Origin of the sequence: Rhizobium sp. BR 249 (assembly GCF_047445895.1) — a bacterium.
Lineage (GTDB): Bacteria > Pseudomonadota > Alphaproteobacteria > Rhizobiales > Rhizobiaceae > Rhizobium.
In genome coordinates, this window is the sequence record NZ_JARWKX010000007.1 from 19,241 (window position 1) to 41,914 (window position 22,674).

General features: G+C 62.4%; 16 protein-coding genes, 1 tRNA gene and 1 pseudogene. 8 read left to right on the plus strand and 10 right to left on the minus strand.

The features are described from left to right. Window positions 1–57: 57 nt before the first annotated feature. From QD408_RS08575 to QD408_RS08585, 3 genes are all read right to left on the minus strand, one after another. On the minus strand, window positions 58–3,453 hold the full coding sequence (locus QD408_RS08575; protein ID WP_414139024.1) for an acyl-[ACP]--phospholipid O-acyltransferase: 3,396 nt from the start codon (window positions 3,451–3,453) through the stop codon (window positions 58–60). Between the two features lie 92 nt (window positions 3,454–3,545). After that, window positions 3,546–3,827 (minus strand): YiaA/YiaB family inner membrane protein, encoded by a 282-nt coding sequence (locus tag QD408_RS08580; protein WP_003569708.1) that lies wholly within the window; start codon window positions 3,825–3,827, stop codon window positions 3,546–3,548. A gap of 47 nt (window positions 3,828–3,874) precedes the next feature. After that, window positions 3,875–4,561 (minus strand): PspA/IM30 family protein, encoded by a 687-nt coding sequence (locus QD408_RS08585; protein WP_088680749.1) that lies wholly within the window; start codon window positions 4,559–4,561, stop codon window positions 3,875–3,877. A 111-nt stretch (window positions 4,562–4,672) separates the two neighbouring features. Here QD408_RS08585 and QD408_RS08590 point away from each other — a divergent pair, with 111 nt between their 5' ends. Both QD408_RS08590 and QD408_RS08595 read left to right on the plus strand, forming a co-directional pair. Beyond that, window positions 4,673–5,287, plus strand: coding sequence for a TetR/AcrR family transcriptional regulator (locus QD408_RS08590; RefSeq protein WP_088680748.1), 615 nt, complete (start codon window positions 4,673–4,675; stop codon window positions 5,285–5,287). A gap of 130 nt (window positions 5,288–5,417) precedes the next feature. Beyond that, a complete protein-coding gene (locus tag QD408_RS08595) occupies window positions 5,418–6,194 on the plus strand; it encodes an SDR family NAD(P)-dependent oxidoreductase (protein ID WP_414139025.1) in 777 nt (258 codons plus the stop codon). A 279-nt stretch (window positions 6,195–6,473) separates the two neighbouring features. Here QD408_RS08595 and QD408_RS08600 read toward each other — a convergent pair whose 3' ends face one another. From QD408_RS08600 to QD408_RS08610, 3 genes are all read right to left on the minus strand, one after another. Next, a complete protein-coding gene (locus QD408_RS08600) occupies window positions 6,474–7,295 on the minus strand; it encodes a restriction endonuclease subunit S (protein ID WP_190237368.1) in 822 nt (273 codons plus the stop codon). Window positions 7,296–7,467: 172 nt separating this feature from the next. Beyond that, window positions 7,468–9,159: a restriction endonuclease subunit M gene (locus tag QD408_RS08605; RefSeq protein WP_414139026.1), complete on the minus strand. Its 1,692-nt coding sequence runs from the start codon at window positions 9,157–9,159 to the stop codon at window positions 7,468–7,470. A gap of 483 nt (window positions 9,160–9,642) precedes the next feature. Next, window positions 9,643–9,716 (minus strand) — tRNA-Gln (locus tag QD408_RS08610). A 166-nt stretch (window positions 9,717–9,882) separates the two neighbouring features. Here QD408_RS08610 and QD408_RS08615 point away from each other — a divergent pair. The 4 genes and pseudogenes from QD408_RS08615 to QD408_RS08630 form a co-directional block, all read left to right on the plus strand. Beyond that, window positions 9,883–10,800 (plus strand): MBL fold metallo-hydrolase, encoded by a 918-nt coding sequence (locus tag QD408_RS08615; protein WP_414139027.1) that lies wholly within the window; start codon window positions 9,883–9,885, stop codon window positions 10,798–10,800. 13 nt (window positions 10,801–10,813) lie between these two features. Beyond that, window positions 10,814–11,263 (plus strand): thiol-disulfide oxidoreductase DCC family protein, encoded by a 450-nt coding sequence (locus QD408_RS08620; RefSeq protein WP_414139118.1) that lies wholly within the window; start codon window positions 10,814–10,816, stop codon window positions 11,261–11,263. Continuing rightward, on the plus strand, window positions 11,260–12,981 hold the full coding sequence (locus tag QD408_RS08625) for a DUF4166 domain-containing protein (protein WP_414139028.1): 1,722 nt from the start codon (window positions 11,260–11,262) through the stop codon (window positions 12,979–12,981). The genes QD408_RS08620 and QD408_RS08625 overlap by 4 nt, the downstream gene beginning before the upstream one ends. Before the next feature lie 65 nt (window positions 12,982–13,046). Beyond that, a pseudogene (locus tag QD408_RS08630) lies at window positions 13,047–13,204 on the plus strand (tRNA lysidine(34) synthetase TilS); the annotation flags it as partial. A gap of 140 nt (window positions 13,205–13,344) precedes the next feature. Here QD408_RS08630 and QD408_RS08635 read toward each other — a convergent pair. Continuing rightward, window positions 13,345–14,259, minus strand: coding sequence for a DUF1499 domain-containing protein (locus QD408_RS08635; RefSeq protein WP_088680741.1), 915 nt, complete (start codon window positions 14,257–14,259; stop codon window positions 13,345–13,347). A gap of 334 nt (window positions 14,260–14,593) precedes the next feature. Between QD408_RS08635 and QD408_RS08640 the strand changes: the two genes are divergently transcribed. Next, window positions 14,594–14,983: a hypothetical protein gene (locus tag QD408_RS08640; protein ID WP_088680740.1), complete on the plus strand. Its 390-nt coding sequence runs from the start codon at window positions 14,594–14,596 to the stop codon at window positions 14,981–14,983. Between the two features lie 15 nt (window positions 14,984–14,998). On the opposite strand, the gene QD408_RS08645 is transcribed toward QD408_RS08640, so the two are convergent. After that, window positions 14,999–15,244, minus strand: coding sequence for a hypothetical protein (locus tag QD408_RS08645; RefSeq protein ID WP_088680739.1), 246 nt, complete (start codon window positions 15,242–15,244; stop codon window positions 14,999–15,001). A 385-nt stretch (window positions 15,245–15,629) separates the two neighbouring features. On the opposite strand from QD408_RS08645, the gene QD408_RS08650 reads away from it, so the two are divergent. Then, the gene (locus QD408_RS08650) at window positions 15,630–15,905 is read left to right on the plus strand and encodes a hypothetical protein (protein WP_088680737.1); all 276 of its coding nucleotides are present in this window, start codon (window positions 15,630–15,632) and stop codon (window positions 15,903–15,905) included. Between the two features lie 22 nt (window positions 15,906–15,927). On the opposite strand, the gene ppdK is transcribed toward QD408_RS08650, so the two are convergent. After that, entirely contained in the window at window positions 15,928–18,594 is a 2,667-nt protein-coding gene (gene ppdK, locus QD408_RS08655; RefSeq protein ID WP_088680736.1) for a pyruvate, phosphate dikinase, read from the minus strand. Window positions 18,595–19,157: 563 nt separating this feature from the next. Continuing rightward, window positions 19,158–22,619, minus strand: coding sequence for a chromosome segregation protein SMC (gene smc / locus QD408_RS08660; protein WP_414139029.1), 3,462 nt, complete (start codon window positions 22,617–22,619; stop codon window positions 19,158–19,160). Between the last annotated feature and the right edge of the window lie 55 nt (window positions 22,620–22,674).

The following is a 22,674-nucleotide window of genomic DNA, read 5'->3' on the forward strand; positions in this document are numbered from 1 at the left end:
GGCATGGCGGTAGATTGCCTGTATAGTCATCAGGTGCCACCCGAACGAGGCGCCCGCCTACGCGGCCTCCTCTTTCTCAGCCGCACCCTCCGCCAGCTTGCGCGCCGCGACGAAATCGACCTTGCCCGAACCCAGCACCGGCACCTTGCCGATCGTGACTTCGGCCGGGACCATCATGTCCATGGCGCCCTTCGATTTGGCGAAGGCGAGGAATTCGGTGCGGGTGGCGGTTTCGGCGTCGGTGAGCAGCACCAGGCGCTCGCCCTTCTTGGAGTCGGGCAGCGAAGAGACGACCGAGAGAGCGCCGGGCCAGAGCTCGGCGGCGAGCGCTTCGATGGCTGCGAGCGACACCATTTCGCCGCCGATCTTGGCAAAGCGCTTGGCGCGGCCGCGGATCTTGACGAAGCCGTCCTCGTCGATGGTGACGATGTCGCCGGTGTCGTGCCAGCCATCGGCAAGCGGTTCGAGCACGCCGGGCTTTTCGGCGCGGAGGTAGCCGGCCATGACATTGGCGCCGCGCACATGCAGCCTTCCGCCCTCATCGATGCCGGGCACCGGTTCGAGCTTCCATTCTATGCCCGGCAGGATTTTGCCGACCGTGCCGGAGCGGTTGTACATCGGCGTGTTGATCGAAATCACAGGCGCCGTCTCGGTGACGCCGTAGCCTTCGAGGATGCGCAGGCCGAATTTTTCCATATAGGTGTGGCGGGTTGCGGCCTTCACCGGCTCGGCGCCGGCGAAGATATAGCGGATCGAGCGGAAGTCGTAGGGATGCGCCGTTCTCGCATAACCGTTGAGGAAGGTATCGGTGCCGAAGATGATCGTGGCGTTGGAAACATAGATCAGCTCCGGCACGATGCGGTAATGCAGCGGCGAAGGATAGAAATAGACCGGCACGCCCGAGATCAGCGGCAGCACGGTGCCGGCCGTCAGCCCGAAGGAATGGAAGACCGGCAGGATGTTGAACACCTTGTCGCCGCTGTGGAAATCGATGCGGGCGGCGGCCTGGGCGGCGTTCGACAGCACGTTGCGGTGGGTCAGCACCACGCCCTTCGGCGTGCCTTCCGAGCCTGAGGTGAAGAGAATGACCGCCGGATCGTCGGCCTGGCGCTTGACCAGCGGCCGCGCCTTGCGGAGAAGCCCGATGATCTTGTCCTTGAAGCCGATTTCGGCCCTGAGATCATCGAGCCAGACGATGGTCAGCTGCTTTTCCAGCTCCTCGATGACAGGGCCGAGCTTGGCCTGGGTGACGAAGGCGCGCGAGGTCAGCACGTGTTTGACCTCGGCCGCCTTGCAGGCCGAGAGGATGTTGGCGGCACCGGCGGTAAAATTCAGCATGGCCGGCACCTTGCCCGCACTCATGACGCCGAGAATGGTGGCGGCGGCGCCATTGGCATTCGGCAGCATGACGCCGAGGTTCTGTTCCGGGAAACGGGCGCGGAATTTCGCGCCGAGCACGGCAGCCCCGGTCAAGAGCTTGCCATAGGTCAGCCGGCCGGTGACCGGATCTTCGACGGCAAGCTTTTTCATGCCGAATTCGTGGCCGGCCTCAATGACACGATCGAGCACGGTCGACGAGGTATCGGCGGTGCGGAACAACAGGTTCGACATCACCTGGTAGAGCGCGGCACCCGCCGCCGTGCGGCGCTTGCGGCCTTTCAGCTCCGGCGGCACTTCGAGCTTCACCGGTTCGAGAATGGTGACTTTGACCTTGGGAAACAGCCGGCGGCGGATCTTGCCGTCGTCGAGATAGGAGAAATAGGTCTTCTCCAGCCCGTCGATCTTCACCGGCACCACCATCGAGCCGGTCTTGTCGGCGACCATGGCCGCGCCGTCATAGACTTTCATCAGCGTGCCGGTCACCGTCAGGCGGCCTTCGGGGAAGATGCCGATCGGGTTGCCTTCCTGCGCAACCTTGATCAGCGAGCGCGTCGCCATCGGCTTGGTCGGGTCGAGCGGCAGGAATTTGCACATTTTCAGGAAGGGCCGCACCCACCAAGCCTGGGCGATCTTGTAGTCGACGGCGAAGACCGGCTCTTCCTCGGTGATGGCAAGCGCCAAGGCCCCATCGAGCAGGCTGACATGGTTGAGCGCAATGATCGGCGCCGGGCCGGCCTTCTTGATATTTTCCAGCCCCTCGACCTCGAGCCGCATGAAGGCGCGGAACAGGATCGAGATGAAATCGCGGAAGGCATTGGTCGGCAGCGTCTTCAGCATCAGCCAGGCGACAGCGAAATTGATGATGCCGAGGCCGATCAAGATCTGAGGGATAGAGGCGCCGAGCGCCTGGATAACGGCGACGAGGCCGAGGCCGACGGTGATGAACAGCGCCGAGAGCACGTTGGCCGCACCGATGACGCGGGCGCGGCGATCCTCATGCGCCCAAGTCTGCAGGCCGGCGAAAGTCGGCACGGCGATGAAGGCGCCTGATATCGCCATGCCGGCGAGATCGATGGCGACGCGGATGGTATTTGGGCCGGCGAAGAAATCGAGGATCGTCGTCGCGTGCGACGTCGACGTGAGGCCCCAGAGGTTCCAGGCGAGATCGAGGCTGAAGAGGCCGAGCAGCGCGGTGCCGACAGGCGCCGGCAAGAGCACGATGCGGCCCGACGACATCCAGGCGGCAATGCCCGAACCGACGGCGACAGCGATGGCAAAGACCGTGAGATAGGCCGGCACGACGAGCTCGGAGCCGCCGAGCAGCTCGGTCACCATGGTCGGCAGGATGGAGAGAATGAAGGCGCCGACCAGCCAGAACCAGCAATTCATCAGCGCCGAGCGCCACAGCCGCTTGTCCTGACGGATTTCCATGACCAGCGTGAAGCTGGAGCGGATGACGTTGCGGTCGATCTGAAGATCGGGCGCCTTGGAGCCGGTCGCCGGGATCATGCGGGCTGACAGCCAGCAGAGCACCGACAGCCCCATCATCATCGAGCCGAAGAGGACGACGTTGTCGCCGCTGGAAAAGGCAAGAGCTGCGATGATCGTGCCGCCGAGGATGGCGATGAAGGTGCCGCCCTCGATCCAGGCATTGGCCTTCGGCAGGTCGCGGCGTTCGAGATGATCGGGCAGGATGCCGTATTTGATCGGCCCGAACAGCGCCGAGATGACGCCAAAGCCGAAGAGTGCGGCCATCAACACAAAAATCGAGGAGAAGCCGAGGCCGACAACGGCAAGGGCGGCAATGCCGATCTCGCAGCGTTTCAAGAGCTCGGCCACCTCAGCCTTGTCGTGCTTGTCGGCGATTTCGCCGCCGAGTGCGGAGAGCAGCAGGAAGGGCACGATGAGGATGACGCCGGCCAGCGTCACCAGTGCCGCGCCCTCGCTCGCCGACATTTTGTAGAGGATGAGGAAGACCAGGGTATTCTTGAGGAAATTGTCGTTGAAGGCGGTCAGAAACTGCGTCCAGAACAGTGGCGCGAATTTCCTCGATGTCATCAGATTGGTTTGCACGGCGGGACCCTCTTTCGATCGGCAGAGAAGGCCACAGAGTTGTTACGCAAAAGTTGAGTGCGTTAACAACTCTGCGATGTGGTTAAGGAAGATCAATCTTCATCGCTACGATTGAATTTGACCAGCAGCTTTTCGGTGCGGGCATCCTCGACCTTGCGAATCAGCTTCTCGGATTCGGCGTTGTCGCGCAGCGTCTTGGTGATATTCACCGTCGTCTGCACCAGCATCAGGATGCCCATGGCGAGATAGCCCTTGCCCCAGAGATCGAGCGGCATCATGTAAAGACCGAGCGCCAGCATGAAGGCGGCCGAGCCGAAAGAGATGTAGGAGAAGCTGACCCAGCTTGCGGAGTGTTTCTGGAAACTGTCGTTCATTGTCGTAATCCTTGTGTTCGATGAATGGGATTGGCACTGGATAAGGCTCAGGCGGCCGGGCTGACCCGGCTCTTCAGGCGGGCAAGCACGTCATCGGCTGATGTGCGCAGCGGCGGGCCGAAGCCGGCATTGGCAAGCTTCTCGATGATGCCGGCGGGCCTTGTCGCGCCTTCCATGTCCTTCAGCGCTGCTGATGTCAGCTCGTTCTGGCTCTGGCGCAGGCGAAGGCGGGCGAGCGTCTCCTCGGCATCGTCGAGCGTGGCGAAGCCGGGGCCGGCGACCGATACATCGAGCTTCTGCGCCTGCTCGGTGGCGCGGGCCAGCCGCTCGCCGCGCTGCAACTCCTGCAGCCTGGCTTCGGAGGCGCGCACGATCGCCTTCAGCTTGTCGATCGCGCTGACGAAGTGGCTCTGCGCCTTCTCAGACGCATCGCGCTCGGCTTCGAGAAAGGCGATCGCCTCGGCGGCTTCGCGGGCGAGCGGCTCATTGCCCTTGGAAAGCGCTGCGGTGGCGCGGCTTTCGAGATCGGCGATGCGGGCGAGGATCGTCGCGTGCTGGCCCTTCTCCTGCTCGTTCTGGGCGATGGCGACGGCGACGCTGCGGCGCGCCTGCTGGATCGCCTGGGCCGCATCGCGGATCTGCTGGGAAAGCAGCGGCACGGCGTTGCGATCGGCAAAGGCCTGCTCGGCATCATGCGCCCTGCCCCGCACCAAAATGGAAATCAATTTGAACATTTCCTTCCTCCGGTTTATGAACGTTGTTCACGAGATGAGTTATGGCAGAATCATGAACGCTGTTCAAGAATAATTTTGAACGACGTTCAAAAATTCGAAAGGGAATGGTTAATGGCCGGTCGACGGGAAGAAAAACGCGAGGATTTAAAGGCCCGGCTGATCGAGGCGGCGCGCGAGCGCATTGCCCGCGACGGCCTCTCCAGCCTCAGAGCCCGCGACATTACCCAGGATGCCGGCTGCGCGCTCGGCGGCCTTTACACCGTCTTCTCAGACCTCGCCGAACTCGTCATCCACGTCAATTCCGCGACGCTGAAGGCGCTGGAGGCGCGCCTGACACTTGCCGAGGCCAAGGAAAAAAGCCCGACCGATCGGCTCCGCAACCTCGCCCAGGGCTACCTCGCCTTCGCCGTCGAACACCGCAATCTCTGGAAGGCGCTGTTCGAGCACTCCCCCCCGGACACCAGCCCGACGCCGCAATGGCACCTCGACGAACACCTCTTCCTGATGGACGTGATCGCCGAACCGCTCGCCGAACTGCAGCCCGACATGCCGGCGGAGGACAGGGCCATCCGCGCGCGAACGCTGTTCGGCGCGGTGCATGGGGTGGTGAGCATCAGCCTGGAGGGCCGCTTCGTGGGCTTGCCGCTGGAGCGGCTGGCGCGGGAGGTGGATGAGTTGGTGCAGACGATTGCGGTGGGGGCGGAGCAGCGGCGGCAGGGGATGTGAGGCGGTGGTGGGTGGAGTGGCGAGGCGCGGGGCAACCACCACCCTGCGGCCCCACCCCAACTCCCGCGTTGAGCCACCAACCAAAACCTGCTTGACTCTCCCTAACCCACTCACGGTCAACGGAGACACCATGAGCCGCATCTTCATCACCGGTTCCACCGATGGCCTCGGCTTCGCCGCCGCCCGCACCCTCATCCGCGAAGGCCACGAGGTCGCCCGCTCCCGCGAGCGCGCCGCCGCCATATCAGGGACCTCCTCCGCCGCCTTCGGCCTCGTCATCGGCGATCTCGCCAGCGCCGAACAAACCCGCTCCATCGCCGAACAGCTCAACGCTATCGGCCGCATGGACGCCGTCATCCACAATGCCGGCATCTACCTCGAGCGCAGCCGCGGCGAAACCCCGGAAGGTCATGCCAAGACGCTCGCCGTCAATACGCTCGCGCCCTATCTCCTCACTGCCTGGATCACGAGGCCCCACCGCCTGATCTATCTCACGAGCGGCATGCACCGCAGCGGCGGCAGCACGCTCGACGATATCGACTGGAAGAAGCGGCCATGGAGCGCCAGCCAGGCCTATTCGGAAAGCAAACTCTACATCGCCACCCTCGCCGCCGCCATCGCCCGCCGCTGGCCCGATGTGCTGAGCAACGCCGTCGACCCCGGCTGGGTGCCGACAAAAATGGGCGGCGCCGGCGCGCCGGATGATCTGGAGATGGGGCATCTCACGCAAACTTGGCTGGCAACGAGCGCTGATGGCGCGGCAAAGGTGAGCGGTGGGTATTGGTATCACCGCCAGCAGCTGGAGGCGGCGGCGGAGGCGAATGATGTTGGGTTTCAGGAGGCGCTGGTAGAGAAGCTGGCGGGGTTGACGGGTGTGCGGTTGTTTGAAGCAGCCGGCAAGGGGTAATACCCGCCGATTATCGAGATCGCCGCACTCCTCCAAGAGACGCTAGATGGACTGTCCCCGGTCATCTATTTGCGTAGGCGCTATTCGAGCCCATTTGAACGGGGAATGTTTCGCGCCCGCAAGGATCACCACACCCTCGACCCTTGCCCCGCATCCGCCGTGAATACAATCGGTGGCGCAGGAGGGAGCGCCCACCGTTGCTCAAGACTCTTGGAAACCGGACGTTCTCGGGTGGCTAAGGGGACACAATGTCCACCTTTGTGTATGCCGATAATCTGACTACGCGGCTTCAGCAATGAGGTCGAGAAGCGGTTCATCATCGGAGCGGTTGCGACCACGTCTGCCCGGTGGATCGAACTTCAGTGGAGGAAGATCGTTCAACGTGGCTTCGATTGTTTCTAGTGACGTATCGCCCACAACTGTCTTGGCACCACCTTTACCAAGCGCGCCTGTAATGCCATCGAGCTTGCTAAGCCAGTTTGCGTTTGCATCCTTGATAGCTTGATCGCGCACGACAAAAGCACGCATGATCTGAGCTGCAATTTCCTCTTGTTCTTTTAGATCCGGCACCGGGATACGAGTCTTCAACACGTCCCCATCAAGGATCGCTGGATAACTAGAACCGGTGCTCCATTTGCGAAATTGTTCGAGTGTACTCGTTAACCTGATTGCGTAGTGAAGGTAATATGGATTGATTCCCGGCTTAGCACGCAACACTGTAAAAGCGGTGGAAGCAATCTGGTTGTGTAGCTCTACAGGTACCACGCTTATAGCACCACGGGTAGGACGGCAGGTCGAAATCAGCACGTCGAAAGCGCGAATGACCTTACGGGCCCGCGAAGGTGCTTCTTCACCAGAAAGGTCTTGGGGATTTATGACCTCCCCGGTTTGCACGTCAATACTAGCGATATCAACGTATTTGAACACATCCTCTGGCGTCGCAGTCGGATCGCGTTTCTCTGTTGCGACAAACGCGACATCCTCAACTTTCTTGATCAGCTTTTTGTGAAACCGCTCAATCTCAACAGGCGGGAGGTGAAAATCGATGTCCCAACGCCCGGCGGCTTTAAAATGGTTTTGCGTGCGAATCAAAGTTTTCAATTCCACCTCACGTTTTGCTTGAATGCTTCGATGGCCGACGGAACTTCCGTACCAGCTTTAGGTTTTCCGGTCGCCTCGTATCCTAAGTTCTCCACCTCACACAGGAATGTTGGCGCATCGGGTTGCATTACCTCGCCAGCTTTGAATTTTTGTAGGATTAGAAGGCACGTTTTCACCATGGCCCCAAATGGCGTAAAAGCTTCCTCGGGGAAGAAGAATATAGCCTTAACGTGTGCAACGTTGCGTAGCCATTCACGAACAAAGGCTGCATTTTGCCCTTCATCAAATGCTCAGGGAGCACGATCGCAAGTCGTCCTCCTGGCTTCAAAAACTGCAGGCTGCGCTCCAAACCTATAATTTCGAGTGGAAGGGACTTTTTCTTATGGCCAAGATGAAAGCGCCCAATCATCTCCATCACTTCTTGCCGCATTATGCTGCCGAAGGGAGGGTTTGTCAGGACTACGTCGAACACCGCGGGGTTCAAATTCTGCTGCGCCGCATTCTCCTCATTCACTTCGTTGAGTGCGGTAATATCAGGGTAGTTCTCAAAACTCAGTAGAGCATCCTGATTGCGGATGTTGGTATGGCCGTCGTCATGAAGCATCATGTCCGTCATAGCAATACGGACCATTCGATCAGATTTCTCGATGCCATGAAGATGGAAAAATTTGAACTCGTGCAATGCATGTGGCGGCATGATCTCACCTTGCTCCCGCACAACATGCTGCAAAGCCTTTGTAAGAAAATGGCCTGAGCCGCAGAATGGGTCCAGTATCAAGTGGTCGGCTTGGGGGTCAATCACCTCAATTGCTAATTCAACAATTGGATCTGGCGTGAAGTATTGGCCCATTCCCGCACGGATTGCACTACCTAGTATCTTCTGGAACGCTCTCCCTTTTATATCTTCAGAGCTGTCGATCAGTGAAAATTCCTGCAACCGTTCTACAACTCGATATAAAGCAATGTCGCTGAGGCGAACTTGCTGTTTAAATACCCCGCGCGAACGCTCGTAACCGGGAATACGTTTCGAATATATTTCGACATCTGTATTTTTCGCTTCTTCATATAGCGTTCGTATGTTCGACGCTACTTCAGACGCGTTGCTCGCACCAAAAGTCTGGAATTTGAAGGGTGTGCCAACGGCTTGCTTCGTTACTTGCCGTTCATCGAATATTTTTGCGTAGAGAACTTTGCATATTTCGTCCAACGCCTCATCTGCATGGAGACCGTCAACGTCTCGTGCGGTACTATGGCAATCAAATAGTACGCGCTCGTAGTCTTCCGATATAGGGCGCAAACCGGTCGAGCGCTTTTTCCCAACATCGGGAGCTTCGCGCACAAGCTGAACGCGGGATGCCACGTCTGCCCCGTATGACGGGAGATCAACTATGTATTCGAAATCATTGGGATCGATCTTTTTGCGGATCACCTTGGTTCGCATTCCATTGGTTACCAATCCAATAGTTGCGGTATGTGTTGACGCGAGATACGTCTCAAGCTGCCTCTCGGCCTCGACAAATTCATCATCGCTGCCACTTAATCTTTTCGCTTCTACGTACAGAAAGGTCCGGCGATTGATATTTTTGATTGATATATCGGCCTCTTTCTCTGTGGAGCCCATTTTCACAGGCTCTTCAATTATCAGACGTTCGCCGAGCCACTCCTTTGGATATTTGTACACATCGATAATGCGGGCGAGCGCCCATTGCCGGACAAACTCTTCTATCTGCGAGGCTGCTGTCTCGTAGGACCCAGTTGCTTCAAAACTAGCATTTGCACGGCGTTTGGCGTCCATTACGTCGCCATGTGTGGGAAACAACCACTGGTCCGGTGGAATAATGTAAAAGTCGCCAATAAGTGCCACTACGAAATCCTAGATGTATATAGACGCTCGTTTTGTGAGACCATATTCGCGGCCCGCACACAACCCGGCTAGGCTCAGTACTCACCGGCTTGACAGCTGACCATTTAACACAGCTTCCAACGCTGTCTGCACTTTGCCGATTGCGCGGTGTAACGAACTTGGCCCGCTTCCATTGAGACGTGCGACAGCTGCGTCTCGCCGTTGCTTATAAGTTGGGCGCCCGCCAACAGCGTCGCGACGACTTCATCATATTGGGAAGTTTTACCGAGGGGATTCGAGTTCTTTCGTGCAGCCTTTTCCACCATACAGCGCTGTCGATTTGGCACATCCAAACTTTCCGCCGGTGGTGTATACGATCTTCCAGCGCAAGCCTCCGCGATAGCATAAAGGGTATAAGGCGGGTATGGGCAGTTGTCCGCAGAAGTATACTCCAACGGACATCGAAGTCAGCGCCACTAACCAATAGAAGAATCGAAAGAATATTGGCTGGGGCGCCTGGATTCGAACCAGGGATGACGGTACCAAAAACCGTTGCCTTACCGCTTGGCGACGCCCCACCAGAGCCTTGAGCGGCGAACCGCTTGCTCGGATCGCGCCTGATTAGCAAAGCTCTTTGCCCGTCACAATGACTAAGTTTAAGCCTCAGGCAGATTTATGCGCGCGAAGTGCCGGGCGGCGTGCTAGCATGAGGTGTTATTGTCGCCCTCGAGATCATCGCCCCGCATGGAAAGTCCCGCATTCGACCTTGCTTTCGAGCCGGCCTATGGGCGGGCCGTGCCGGTTGTTTCCGGTATCGCGCGGGTCACGGCGGAAAATCCCGGGCCGTTCACCTTTTTCGGCACCAACAGCTATCTCGTCGGCTCTTCTTCGCTTGGCGTCATCGATCCCGGGCCGGAGGATGAGGCGCATTTTGCCGCGTTGATGGCGGCGATCGGCGGGCGGGAGGTGACGCATATCTTCGTCAGCCATACCCATCGCGATCACTCGCCGCTTGCCCGCCGGCTGCAGGCGGCGACCGGGGCGGTGACGGTGGGGCAAGGGCCGCATCGGCCGGCGCGGCGGCTGAGGGAGGGCGAGGTCAATCCCTTTGCCGAAAGCTCGGATCTGGATTTCGTGCCGGATCTCGCGCTCGGCGACGGCGAGACGATTGCGGGCGATGGCTGGGCGCTGACATCGGTGCTGACGCCGGGGCATACGGCCAATCATGCCGCCTTCGCGCTCGAAGGCCGCGAGATCCTGTTCTCAGGCGATCATGTCATGGCCTGGTCGACCTCGATCGTCGCGCCCCCGGATGGTTCGATGGCGGATTATATGGCTTCGCTCGACAAGCTGATCGGGCGTGAGGACGGGCTGTTGCTTCCTGGCCATGGCGGGCCGGTCAGGGAGCCCAAGACCTTCCTGCCGGCGCTGAAGGCGCATCGGCTGGGGCGTGAGCGGGCGGTGCTGGCGCGGATCGTGGCCGGCGATCGCGAGATATCGGAGATGGTGAAGGCGATCTATCGCGATACCGATCCGAAGCTGCATGGGGCGGCGGCGCTTTCCGTGCTCGCCCATATTGAGCATCTCTTGGAGCGCGGCGAGATTGCCGCGGATGGGCCGCCTTCGCTTGCCGCCAGCTACCGGCCGGCGACAGGAAAATGATGGGAAAATGAGCATGGCGCGCGCCGATTACAGCTATCGCAACGATCCCGCGGTCCCCGCCTTTGCCGACGACCGACCGCTCATCGTCTTCGATGGCGAATGCGTGTTCTGCTCCGGCTGGGTGAAGTTCGCGCTGAAGCACGACAAGCGGCAGCGCTACCGCTTCTTGGCGGCGCAGACGCCACTCGGCGAAGCGCTCTACCGGCACTACGGGCTCGATTCCCGCGATTACGAAACCAATATCCTCATCGAAGGGGGCCGCGCCTTCTTCAAATCCGATGGCTCGATCCGCATGGTGGCGGGGCTCGGCTTTCCCTATTCGCTGGTCAGACTGTTCCGGCTGCTGCCGCGGCGCGCCGCCGATGTGCTTTATGAATTCATCGCCCGCAACCGGCTGAAAATCGCCGGCCGCCAAAGCTGCATGGTGCCGACGCCGGAGCAGCGCAGCCGTTTCATCGCATGAGCGGCCAGAGATTTTCCCTGCTGATCATCGGCGGCTACGGCACCTTCGGCGGCCGGCTGGCCCGGCTGCTTGGCGAAGAACCCCGGATCCGGCTCTTGATCGCCGGGCGCTCGCTTGAAAAGGCCGATGATTTCGTCGCCGATATGAGATCGCCGAAAGGTGGAGCGGGACGGCTGGGCGGCAACGATCTTGGGGCGACGCTGCACGCGGTCGCTTTCGATCGCGACGGTGATCTCGCCGAACAGCTGACGCGGCTCAAGCCCGATCTCGTCGTCGATGCCTCGGGGCCGTTCCAGAGCTTCACTGGGGATGCCTATAAGGTGGTGCAGGCCTGCATCGACCTCGGCATCGATTATGCCGATATCGCCGACAGTACCGGTTTCGTCGCCGGCATCGGCGGGCTCGATGCGCAGGCGAAGGCCAAGGGCACCTTCGTACTCTCGGGGCTCAGCAGCCTGCCTGCCCTCTCCTTCGCGGCGCTGCAGGCGATGGCGCCGCATTTCTCCCGCATCGAAAGCGTAGCGGCGGGCATTGCCCCGTCGGCGCATGTGAAGATCGGCCTCAATGTCGTGAGAGCCATCGCGAGCTATGCCGGCAAGCCGGTGGCGGTGCTGCCCGGGGGGCGGCCGGCCGAGGGGCGCGGGCTGATCGATGCAATGCGGGTGACGATCGCCCCGCCTGACGTGGCGCCGCTCGCCAGCCGGACTTTCCTGCTGGTCGATGCACCCGACCTTGCGCTGCTGCCGCAGCACATTGCCGGCCTGCAATCCACCTTCACCGGCGTCGGCACCGAGCCGCAGGCGCTGCAGCGGCTGCTGAGCTTTGCCGCCCGGCTGGTAAACCTTCGACTGCTGCCCTCGCTGAAGCCTTTTTCGCGGGCGCTGCAGGCCGCCAGCCATCGCTTCGCCCTCGGCGCCCATCGCGGCGGCATGTTCGTCCGCGCCGGCGGGCTCGATCGCGAGGGGCGGCGGCTGACCGCCGGCTGGCATCTGATTGCCGAAGGCGATGACGGGCCGTTCATTCCGGTGATCGGCGTGGAGGCGCTGGTGCGCCGGCTGCTCGAAGGCCAGCGGCCGGAAAGCGGTGCGCGGCCGGCGGCGGGGGAATTGCGGCTTGCGGATTTCGAAGCGGCCTTCCGGCGTTTTTCAATCACATCAGGCATCCGGCTGGACCGCGAGGAAGAGACCCAACCGCTTTATCGGCGAGCCCTCGGCAGCGCCTGGGAGAGCCTGCCGCCGGCCCTTGCCGCGATCCACGGAGGCGGCACCCGCCTCGCCTCCGGCCGGGCGCGGATCGAGCGCGGCGGCGGGCTGCTTGCCCGGCTGATCGCGAGCGTCATCGGTTTTCCTCCAGCCGGAGAGGATGTGCCGGTCACGGTGCACTTCGCCACCGATGGCGATCGGGAGGTCTGGACGCGTACCTTCGGGAACAGAAGCTTCCAAAGCTGGCAGGCCGAGGGCACCGGCCGCGACCGCCACCTGCTCGCCGAGGTCTTCGGCCCGTTCCGGGTGCTGCTGGCGCTGGTGCCGGAGGGGCAGAAGCTGCGGCTCGTGGTGCGCGGCTGGCGGTTCTGCGGCATTCCCTTGCCGCTGTTCCTGGCGCCGGGCGGCGATACCTATGAGGAGGAGCGCGATGGGCGGTTCCATTTCCATGTGGAGATCGGCGGGCGGCTGACGGGGCTGGTGGTGCGGTATACGGGGTGGTTGGTGGTGGAGTGAGGGGTGGCGTTTGCCCGCGTTGCCTTGGAGCCCTCCACTGATAATTGCTGACGGGCATTCACCTCTCCTCCCTCATTCCTGTGCCTGTCACAGGAATCCAGCCACCGCGCGTCGGCGCGGTGAATGATTCTTACCAGGCAAGGTGTCTCCCGCGCCCAGGGACCTGGGCGCACTGGATTCCTGTGACGAGCACAGGAATGACGGAGGTTGGGGTGGAAGCCTCGCCGGACCGTCGGGTTTGCAGCGGCGTAAGAGCGTCGAACCTGCCGCACCCTATCCCGGCCCTTCGCTTTGGGCTCAGGGCGTTCGCCGCTGCAATCGATTCGCCGGATCGATTGCTGCCGCCTTTGGCGGCACCGCGGCTCACCCACCCGCAATCCCAAGCAATTCGGCGTCCAGCGCCTTCAGATAATCGCCGGCGATTGCGGCGCTGAAGCCGAGGTCGTGTTGGCCGTAGCGGGAGGCGACGCGGATGTCGACGAAGGTGGTTTCGGCCTCTTCGCGGAGCCGAATGAGGATATCGAAGCGCAGGCCGAGGATCAGCGTGCGGTTGGTCGCCTGCAGCGTCACGCCGTTGGCGCCGCGGATCAGCTTGGCGACATCGTCGTCATAGGGGCGCGGGGTCGGCACGGGGACGATGCCGGGCGCGTCAGCCACGGCGTCCTCGTCGCCGCCGGGCGCAGGCTTTGCCGGCCTGTCCTCGGGGTCGCGGTCCGGCTCGGTCGTGCCGCTGCTCCTGACGATCACAAAGCCGCTCTGCTTGGCGACCTTGCGCACCGCTTCCAGCACGCGGTCGAGCGCGCCCTCATAGCGCCGGCCGGTCAACTCGGGATAGGCGGCCATCTGCTTTTCGCGATCCTCCGGCGTCACTTCAGGATTGCGCTTCAGCCAGATCTGATCGGATTTCGGGGGCGACAACCAGTCCGGGGCGGAGACGGGATCGGTGGAGACGTCGTAGATATCAGGCAGGCTGAGATAACGCTCGGCGGCCATCGCGCCGATCGAGAGCGGAAAAGCGGCATAGATCAGCGCCGCCAGCGCGGCGAGCCCGCCTTCGGCGCCTGATACCCAGAGGCTGCGCAAGCCGAGCGCGGCGAGCATTGCCGCAAGCAGCGCGCAGCCGGCGGCGGCGATCAGCAGCAGCACGAGATAAGGAGTGGCCAGCCCGCCGAAGCGATGGGCGATGAGGACCGCCAGCGCCAGAACCAGCGAAAATGCCCCGAGCAGCCGCGAAAAGCGGGCGGCGCTGGAAACGGGACGGTCGAAACGGATGGCCATCAAACTTACCGGTTGCTCGTGAGCGCCGCGCCATGGACCACGCAAATCGCCACAACCCTGTTTAGAGCATGATGCCGAAAAGTGTGAAGCGGTTTTCGGACGACATCATGCTCTATTTCTTTGATTTAGATCCGGATTCAGATTTTAGGCCGGCCCGGCCTAAAATCATCCGGATCTGGGGCAAGATTCGGCTGAATTGAAACTGTTGTCGCAAGCATATCCGCTGGAATCTACGGTGGAGGTGGAGCGCCACTACATAAGCCCTTGCTGATATGTCAAAAAAAGGCCATTCTGCCGCGGTTTTATCTCCAAAGTCGTGGACAGGAGAGACGGGATGATTTCACCCGAGATGGCAGCAAGACCGCAGGCGTCTGCGCTTGGCGGGATCGATCATACCGAGCCGATGCTGCCGATGGAGCTGCTCGAGCTCGAACTTTCACTCGAAGGTTATGCCGGCGGCGATGCCGGCTTCTGCGAGGCGGTGCGCCAGGCGGCCGGCCGTTCCGGCGGCGAGCTGCTGTTCGATCTGCCGGCCGGCGGGCTGATCGAGGATTGCCGCCGCATCGCCGTGCTGCGCATTCCCGATGACGGCAACGAGATGCGCGTCGTGCTGGCGCTGCTCGATCACAACGGCACCGAAATCCGCATGCAGGCGCCCGATGAGGAGACAGCCCATCTCATGCGCTTCGCCGATGCCTTCATCGAAGTGCTGGAGCGGATCTGAGTGTGGTCCTGAGTTTCAGCCCCGTTCCGCCGCGGCTTCAGACAGGCTGCGGAAGGGAAACTTGCGCCCGCATTCGCATTTGATCATGAAGCTTTCCTGGTGATTGGACGGGCGCTGCACGCCAAAACCGCGCGGCAGCTGATCGACCTTGAAATCCGGGTGCTTGCGCTTGGGATCGTCGATCTCCGAGGCTTCGGCAAAGCCTGCATTGCCACATTGCGGGCAGTTCAGTTTCTTCGAAAATCGATCGCGGATGGCCATGCTCGTTCCAATGTTTGAAGCCCCCTCATACAGAGGAATGCCCCTTGTGCATAGGAAGGTGGGCGGCGAAAGTGGAACCATCTTCCCTTCTCCCCAGCGGGGGCCGAAGGACGGGTTGAGACCGGTGACCTTTTGAGGTTAGCCTCGGCGTCGCCGGCCCCCTCATCCGCCTGCCGGCACCTTCTCCCCGCTGGGGCGAAGGGGATGTGTCGCGAGGTCTCGATCCCCTCTTCTCCCCAGCGGGGAGAAGGTGCCCGTAGGGCGGATGAGGGGGCCACACGGCACACTATTCACGTCGTCACGCATTCTCGGCGACCGCCGGATATCTCGGCTTGACGCCCTCGCCCGAATGGCATTTCCTTCTGGAAAAGCAAGGACCAACCCAATGCGCATCCCCCTTCTCATCACCCTCCTCGCCGTGACGGCCGGCCTCGCCGCCTGCCAGACGATGACGCCGGAGGAGCGGCGGGCAGCGGATGAGCGGCAGTGTTTGAGCTATGGCTTCCGCCGCGGCACAGATAGTTTTGCCACCTGCCTGCAGCGCATCGATCTCGACCGGCGGGCGGAATCACGGGCTCAGAGTGCCGAGCTGATGCAGAGCATGGCCTGGGATCTGAACGGGCCTTATATCTACCGCGATCGCTGGCGGCATCATCATTGACGGGCCGAGCGCCCGCCGTCTCTCACTTGCTTTCCGAGATCACCGCCTGCGCCGCCGCCAATCTTGCGATCGGCACGCGGAAGGGCGAGCAGGAGACGTAGTCCAGCCCGATCGTTTCGCAGAAGCGGATCGAGGCCGGATCGCCGCCATGTTCGCCGCAGATGCCGAGCTTCATGTCGTTGCGGGTGCGTCTGCCGCGTTCGGCGGCGATGCTGATCAATTCGCCGACACCGTCGAAATCGAGCGAGATGAAGGGATCGTGCTCGATGATGCCCTTGCGCTGATAGGTGGGGATGAAGGCGGAGGCGTCGTCGCGCGAGATGCCGAATGTCGTCTGCGTCAGATCGTTGGTGCCGAAGGAGAAGAATTCGGCGGCCTCGGCGATAATATGGGCGCGGAGTGCTGCACGCGGCAGCTCGATCATAGTGCCGACGAGATAATCGATCTTCATGCCGGCCTCGCGCATGACATCGCCGGCGACGGCATCGATGCGCGCCTTGACGTAATCGAGCTCGGAGCGCAGGCCGACGAGCGGCACCATGATCTCGGGCACGACAGCCGCCCCGGTCTCGTGCGCGGCAGCCACCGCCGCCTCGAAAATGGCGCGGGCCTGCATCTCGACGATCTCGGGATAGGAGATCGCCAGCCGGCAGCCGCGATGGCCAAGCATCGGGTTGAACTCGTGCAGCGCATCGACACGCTGGCGCAGTGCCAAAGCCTCCATGCCCATGGCGAAGGCGACCTCGGCCACCTCGTCGTCGGTCTTCGGCAGGAATTCGTGCAGCGGCGGATCGAGCAGGCGTATCGTCACCGGCAGGCCGTGCATGACGGTGAAGAGGCCGGTGAAATCGGAACGCTGCATCGGCAGCAACTTGTCGAGCGCCAGCCGCCTGCCCTTCTCATCCTCGGCGAGGATCATCTCGCGCATGACATGGATGCGCTCGCCCTCGAAGAACATGTGCTCGGTGCGGCAAAGGCCGATGCCCTCGGCGCCAAAGGAGCGGGCGGCGCGCGCATCGGCCGGCGTATCGGCATTGGTGCGCACCGTCATGCGCCGGGCGCGGTCGGCCCAGCCCATGATGCGGCCGAAATCGCCTGACAGTTCCGGCTGGATCATCGGCACCTCACCCTTCAGCACCTGGCCGGCCGAGCCATCGATGGTGATGACATCGCCCTTTTTGAGCGTTACGCCGATGCCGAGCAGCCGCTCGTTGCGCTGATCGATGCGCATGGTGCCGGCGCCGACGACGCAGGGGATGCCCATGCCGCGGGCGACGACCGCCGCATGGCTGGTCATGCCGCCGCGCGTCGTCAGGATGCCTTCGGCCGCATGCATGCCGTGAATATCCTCGGGGCTGGTCTCGACCCTCAGCAGAATGACCTTGCGGCCCTCGGCTTCCGCCTCCACCGCCTCTTCCGCGGTGAAGACGATAGCGCCGGTCGCGGCACCCGGCGAAGCCGGCAGCCCGGTGCCGATCACCTGGCGGTTGACGCGCGGATCGATCGTCGGATGCAGGAGCTGGTCGAGGCTCGAAGGCTCGATGCGCAGCACCGCCTCCTCCTCGGTGATCACTTTCTCATCGACCATATCGACGGCGATCTTCATCGCCGCGCGGGTCGAGCGCTTGCCAGCGCGGGTCTGCAGCATCCACAGCCTGCCGCGTTCTATGGTGAATTCGATATCCTGCATGTCGCGGTAATGGATCTCGAGCTCGGTGCAGATACGGCCAAGTTCGCGGAACGCCTCCGGCATCAGCTTTTCCATCGAGGGCTTGTCGGAGCCGGACGACAGCCGCCCCTCCTCGGTGATGCTGTGCGGCGTGCGGATGCCGGCCACGACATCCTCACCCTGGGCATTGACGAGGAATTCGCCGTAAAGCGCCCTCTCCCCGGTCGATGGATTGCGGGTGAAGGCCACGCCTGTGGCCGAAGCATTGCCGAGATTGCCGAAGACCATCGCCTGGATATTGACGGCCGTGCCCCAGCCTTCCGGAATATTGTGCAGGTGGCGGTAGGTGACGGCGCGCGCGCTCATCCAGCTGGAAAAGACGGCGCCAACGGCGCCCCAGAGCTGGACCTCGGGATCCTGCGGGAATTCCTGCTCTAGTTCCTCCTCGATCAGCCTCTTGTAGAGCGAGACGATATGCTGCCATTCGGAGGCGCTGAGTTCGGTATCGAATTCGTAGCCGAGCTTGGCCTTCTCGTCTTCCAGGATCTCCTCGAAGGCGTCGTTGCCGAGGCCCATGACGACATCGGCATACATCTGGATGAAGCGACGGTAGCTGTCCCAAGCGAAGCGGGCGTCGCCGGCATCGTGGCCGAGCGCCTGCACCGTCTCGTCATTGAGGCCGAGATTGAGCACCGTGTCCATCATGCCGGGCATCGAAACGCGAGCGCCGGAGCGCACCGAAAGCAAGAGCGGCTGGCTGGTGGAGCCGAAATGGCGGCCGGTGATCGCCTCGATCCCTGATATGCCGGCACGCACCTGCTGCTTCAGGCCGTCATCGATATGCCGGCCGTTCTTGTAATAGGTGTGACAGGCATCGCTGACGATCGTCAGCCCCGGCGGCACCGGAAGCCCGAGGCTGCACATCTCCGCGAGATTGGCACCCTTGCCGCCCAGAATCTCCTGGTCGCGCGCCCGGCCCTCAGCCTGCCCGTCGCCGAACGTATAGACCCACTTGGTCATCTTCCCCCCAACACCAAACCGGGGTTAACTTAATCCCTTGGTGTTGAAATGAAAATCGACAAATGCGGCAAAATGTTGCGACGCACAATAAATGTGGGTGCAGCGAACGGTCGAAACGATTGAAACATGGCAAGGCATAAAAAAAGCTTTGCGGGACTGCAACATGTCCCGCAAAGCCTTGTTTCCGTCCGGCCAGGAAAACCGGACGGGGGGTCCCTCAACCCATAAGCGGTTCATGGAAACCGCCCTGACCTTATCTTTCGGTTTTCGGCCTTGCCCTCGCCCTGAAAACCGCATGCAAATTCGACAGTGCGCAACGTTTGATTGCCTGCTTCCCAGCAAAGTAATTAGGTTGCGTTGAAACAACTTCTAATGCAAGTCAGCGAAAAGAGCATCACCCAAATGGGGTACAGAGGGCAAGAGAGCCGACCTTTTTTGGTGTTTATTGCTTGGCATTTGATTTTGCGCAATTTCCGGGCGCAAAACCGCTCGGATGTTTGCTGAAATTGCGTCCGTCGCTCGCCCATTTCCGGCGGAAGACGCGACTTGCTTGCCTGCCCTGCTCAGGCGATCTCACGCAAGCGCTCGGCCGTCTGCAGATCGACGGAGACGAGTTGGGAGACGCCCTGCTCGGCCATGGTGACGCCGAAAAGACGATTCATGCGAGCCATGGTAATGGGATTGTGCGTGATGATGACGAAGCGGGTTTCGGTGGAGGCCGCCATTTCGTCCATCAGGTTGCAATAGCGCTCGACATTGTGGTCGTCCAGCGGCGCGTCCACCTCGTCGAGCACGCAGATCGGCGCCGGATTGGTGAGGAAGACGGCGAAGATCAGCGCCATCGCCGTCAGCGCCTGCTCGCCGCCTGACAGCAGTGTCATGGTCTGGGGCTTCTTGCCGGGCGGCCGTGCCAGGATTTCGAGGCCGGCTTCGAGCGGATCATCGGATTCGATCAATTGCAGTTCGGCCGTGCCGCCGCCGAAAAGATGGGTGAACAGCCGCTGGAACTGAGCGTTGACGACGTCGAAGGCGGCGATCAGGCGCTCGCGGCCCTCGCGGTTGAGGCTCTGGATGGCGCCGCGCAGCTTGCGGATCGCATCGATGACGTCGTCACGCTCCTTGATCAGGGCTTCGAGCTTCTCGCTCAGCTCCTTCTGCTCCTCGTCGGCGCGCAGGTTGACGGCGCCGAGGCGTTCGCGCTCGATCCTCAGGCGTTCGAGCTCGCGCTCGACTTCGTGTGAATCGGGAAGAGCCTGCATGGCCGGCCGGCCGGTCAGACGCAGCGCCTCGTGCGGGGGCACGTTCAGGACTTCGCGAATGCGGCTTTCGCTTTCCTGCCGCTTCTCACGGGCGGAAACGAGGCGCTCCTCGGCGCGGCCGCGCCGTTCCCGGCATTCGGCAAGCTCGGACAACGCGGTCGCAGCCTTGTGGTCGGCCTCGCGCTGAATACGTTCGGCTTCGGCCAGAAGATCGCCGGCGTTGCGGCGCGCCTCCTCGGCCTTTTGCAATTCGGTGAGCAAGGCGCGGCGCTTGTCGTCGAATTCATCAGGCGCCATTTCGAGCTCGGCCGCCTCTTCGCGCGCCTCTTCCTCACGCTCGCGCAGTGTCGCGACATGATCTTCGCCGCTTGCCGCCCGCTGGCGCCAGGTCTCGCGCTCCTGCCCGATCGCGACGATACGGCGCTGCCTGGCCTCATTTTCCCTGGCAAGACTTTCATGGCGGGCGCGCGCCTCGGCCAGCGCGCCGCGATCGGTCGCGACTTCCGCCTGCTGGAAGCGCAGCCGCTCGTCGATCATCGTGAGATCAGGCGCGTCTTCCAACTCGATGCGGGCATTTTCCTCCTGAACGGCGATCTCCTCCAACTGCGACCGCAGCTGGCTGGCCGCCTCGCTGACGACGTCACGGCGGCGGATGAGGTCCCCGGAGGCGCGCTCGGCCGCGGCCAGCGCTTCGCGCGCTTCGCCGAGATGGCGCACCGAAAGACGGCTCATGTCGCGCGCTTCGGCAAGCTTCCGCTCCTGTTCGCGGATCGCTTCGGCGGCGGCGGCCTGCCGTTCCTCGGCTTCCACAAGCACGTCCCGGGCAAGCGCCACCTCGCCTTCGAGTTCGGCCAGGCGGTTCTTCTGGGCCAAGCGCAATGCCGCAGCGCTCGGGGCATCCGCTCCCGTCACATGGCCGTCCCAGCGATAGACAGCGCCCTCTTTCGTCACCAGCCGCTGTCCGGGCTTCAGCGCCGCCATCAACGGCTGCGCATCGCCTGGGGTGACGAGGCCGATCTGGCGCAGGCGGCGGGTCAGCGCCGCGGGGGCGCGAACATGGTCGAGCAGCGGCGTGACGCCTGATGGAAGGGAGGGATCGGCGGCGCCGTCGCCGTTCTCAGACCAATGGGCGGGTGCCTCGGCATCGAGCGGCGATTCCAGATCGTCGCCGAGTGCTGCGCCGAGCGCGGTTTCGAAGCCGCGGTCGACCTTCAGCTCTTCGGCGACGGGCGGAAATTTCCCGGCCGCCGCACCGGCAGCGAGCATGCGGGTGATGGTCTTCGCTTCGGTTTCCAGCGCATTCAAACCGGAACGGGCCTGCTCGACCGGCGTGCGCGACAGCGCCTCGGCCTGGCGGGCAGCAGCAAGCGTCTGTTCGACCGCCTGGACTGCAGCCTCGGCGTCGGCAACGGCGATTTCACCGGCCTCGACCATTGCACGCTTCTCCTCGGGATCGGGCAGGCCTGATATCTTCTCGCTGATGGCCGATAATTCCTGGTTCGCTTCGTCCATCTGGCGTTCGAGGCGCATCCGGCGGTCGGCGAGATCGCGGATGGCGCGCTCCAGCTGGTTGCGGCCGGCAGCGGCTTCGGCACGCTCGGCGGTCAGCGCAGTGAAGATGCGCTCGCTGTCCGCGAGTTTTGCCGCCGTCCCCTCGAAGGCCTCGCGGGTTTCCTCGGCATAACGACCGGAATCGGCGAGTATCTCCACGATCTCAGCCTCTTCGGCATCGAGCCTGGCGAGGATGACGGCATTGTCGGCCACCAGCCGTTCCTCACGGCGGATATCCTCGGCAAGCTGGGCGAGACGGCGGGTCAGTTCGTCGCGGCGGCGCAGGATGCGGCCGGCGTCTTCCTCCAGCTGGCTTCTGGCGATCTGCAGGCGCTGCAGGGCGGCGGCGGCGCGGGCCTCGCCCTCGCGCAGTTCCGGCAGCTTCAGGCTGGCGATACCCTGCTGCTTCGCCGCCTCCATCTGGATCTGCGCCTTCTCGGCGACGACTGATGTCGCCTGGTTCAGCGCGCTGTCGGCCTCGGCCTCGGCCTCTTTCGCCTGCACCCAGCGGATATGCAGGAGCATCGCCTCGCGGGCGCGAATATCGGCCGACAGCGTCTTGAAGCGGTTGGCCTGGCGGGCCTGGCGTTTCAGGCTCTCGATCTGGCTTTCGAGCTGCGAGGTGACGTCATCGAGACGCTCCAGATTGCTCTCGGCGGCGCGCAGGCGAAGCTCAGCCTCGTGGCGGCGGGAATGCAGGCCCGATATGCCGGCCGCCTCTTCCAGTAGCTGGCGGCGGGCCTGCGGCTTTGCGGCGATCAGCTCGCCGATACGGCCCTGCCCGACCATCGAGGGCGAGCGCGCACCGGTGGAGGCATCGGCAAAGAGCAGCTGCACATCCTTGGCGCGGCTTTCCTTGCCGTTGATGCGATAGAGCGAGCCCTGCTCGCGCTCGATGCGGCGGGTCACCTGGATCTCGTCGCTGTCGTTGAAGGCGGCGGGTGCGGTCCGCGTCGAATTGTCGAGATAGAGCGCTACTTCGGCGGTGTTGCGCGCCGGACGGTTGCCCGAACCGGAAAAGATCACGTCGTCCATGCCGGAGGCGCGCATGTTCTTATAGGAATTCTCGCCCATCACCCAGCGCAGGGCTTCGACGAGATTGGACTTGCCGCAGCCGTTCGGCCCGACGACGCCGGTCAGACCGCGCTCGATGATGAATTCCGTCGGCTCGACGAAGGATTTGAAGCCGACCAGGCGCAGCTTGTTGAACTTCATGCGGAAATATCCACGGCAGGAAGCCCCCTCATCCGCAAACTGCGCTGAAAACGAA

What these genes read in the sequence shown, in the direction of transcription:
- QD408_RS08635 (WP_088680741.1), bottom strand. Translation starts at nt 14,259, where the DNA reads ATGGCCATCCGTTTCGACCGTCCCGTTTCCAGCGCCGCCCGCTTTTCG.
- QD408_RS08585 (WP_088680749.1), bottom strand. Translation starts at nt 4,561, where the DNA reads ATGTTCAAATTGATTTCCATTTTGGTGCGGGGCAGGGCGCATGATGCC.
- smc (WP_414139029.1), bottom strand. Translation starts at nt 22,619, where the DNA reads ATGAAGTTCAACAAGCTGCGCCTGGTCGGCTTCAAATCCTTCGTCGAG.
- QD408_RS08590 (WP_088680748.1), top strand. Translation starts at nt 4,673, where the DNA reads ATGGCCGGTCGACGGGAAGAAAAACGCGAGGATTTAAAGGCCCGGCTG.
- QD408_RS08625 (WP_414139028.1), top strand. Translation starts at nt 11,260, where the DNA reads ATGAGCGGCCAGAGATTTTCCCTGCTGATCATCGGCGGCTACGGCACC.
- QD408_RS08615 (WP_414139027.1), top strand. Translation starts at nt 9,883, where the DNA reads ATGGAAAGTCCCGCATTCGACCTTGCTTTCGAGCCGGCCTATGGGCGG.
- QD408_RS08645 (WP_088680739.1), bottom strand. Translation starts at nt 15,244, where the DNA reads ATGGCCATCCGCGATCGATTTTCGAAGAAACTGAACTGCCCGCAATGT.
- QD408_RS08580 (WP_003569708.1), bottom strand. Translation starts at nt 3,827, where the DNA reads ATGAACGACAGTTTCCAGAAACACTCCGCAAGCTGGGTCAGCTTCTCC.
- QD408_RS08650 (WP_088680737.1), top strand. Translation starts at nt 15,630, where the DNA reads ATGCGCATCCCCCTTCTCATCACCCTCCTCGCCGTGACGGCCGGCCTC.
- QD408_RS08620 (WP_414139118.1), top strand. Translation starts at nt 10,814, where the DNA reads ATGGCGCGCGCCGATTACAGCTATCGCAACGATCCCGCGGTCCCCGCC.
- ppdK (WP_088680736.1), bottom strand. Translation starts at nt 18,594, where the DNA reads ATGACCAAGTGGGTCTATACGTTCGGCGACGGGCAGGCTGAGGGCCGG.
- QD408_RS08595 (WP_414139025.1), top strand. Translation starts at nt 5,418, where the DNA reads ATGAGCCGCATCTTCATCACCGGTTCCACCGATGGCCTCGGCTTCGCC.
- QD408_RS08640 (WP_088680740.1), top strand. Translation starts at nt 14,594, where the DNA reads ATGATTTCACCCGAGATGGCAGCAAGACCGCAGGCGTCTGCGCTTGGC.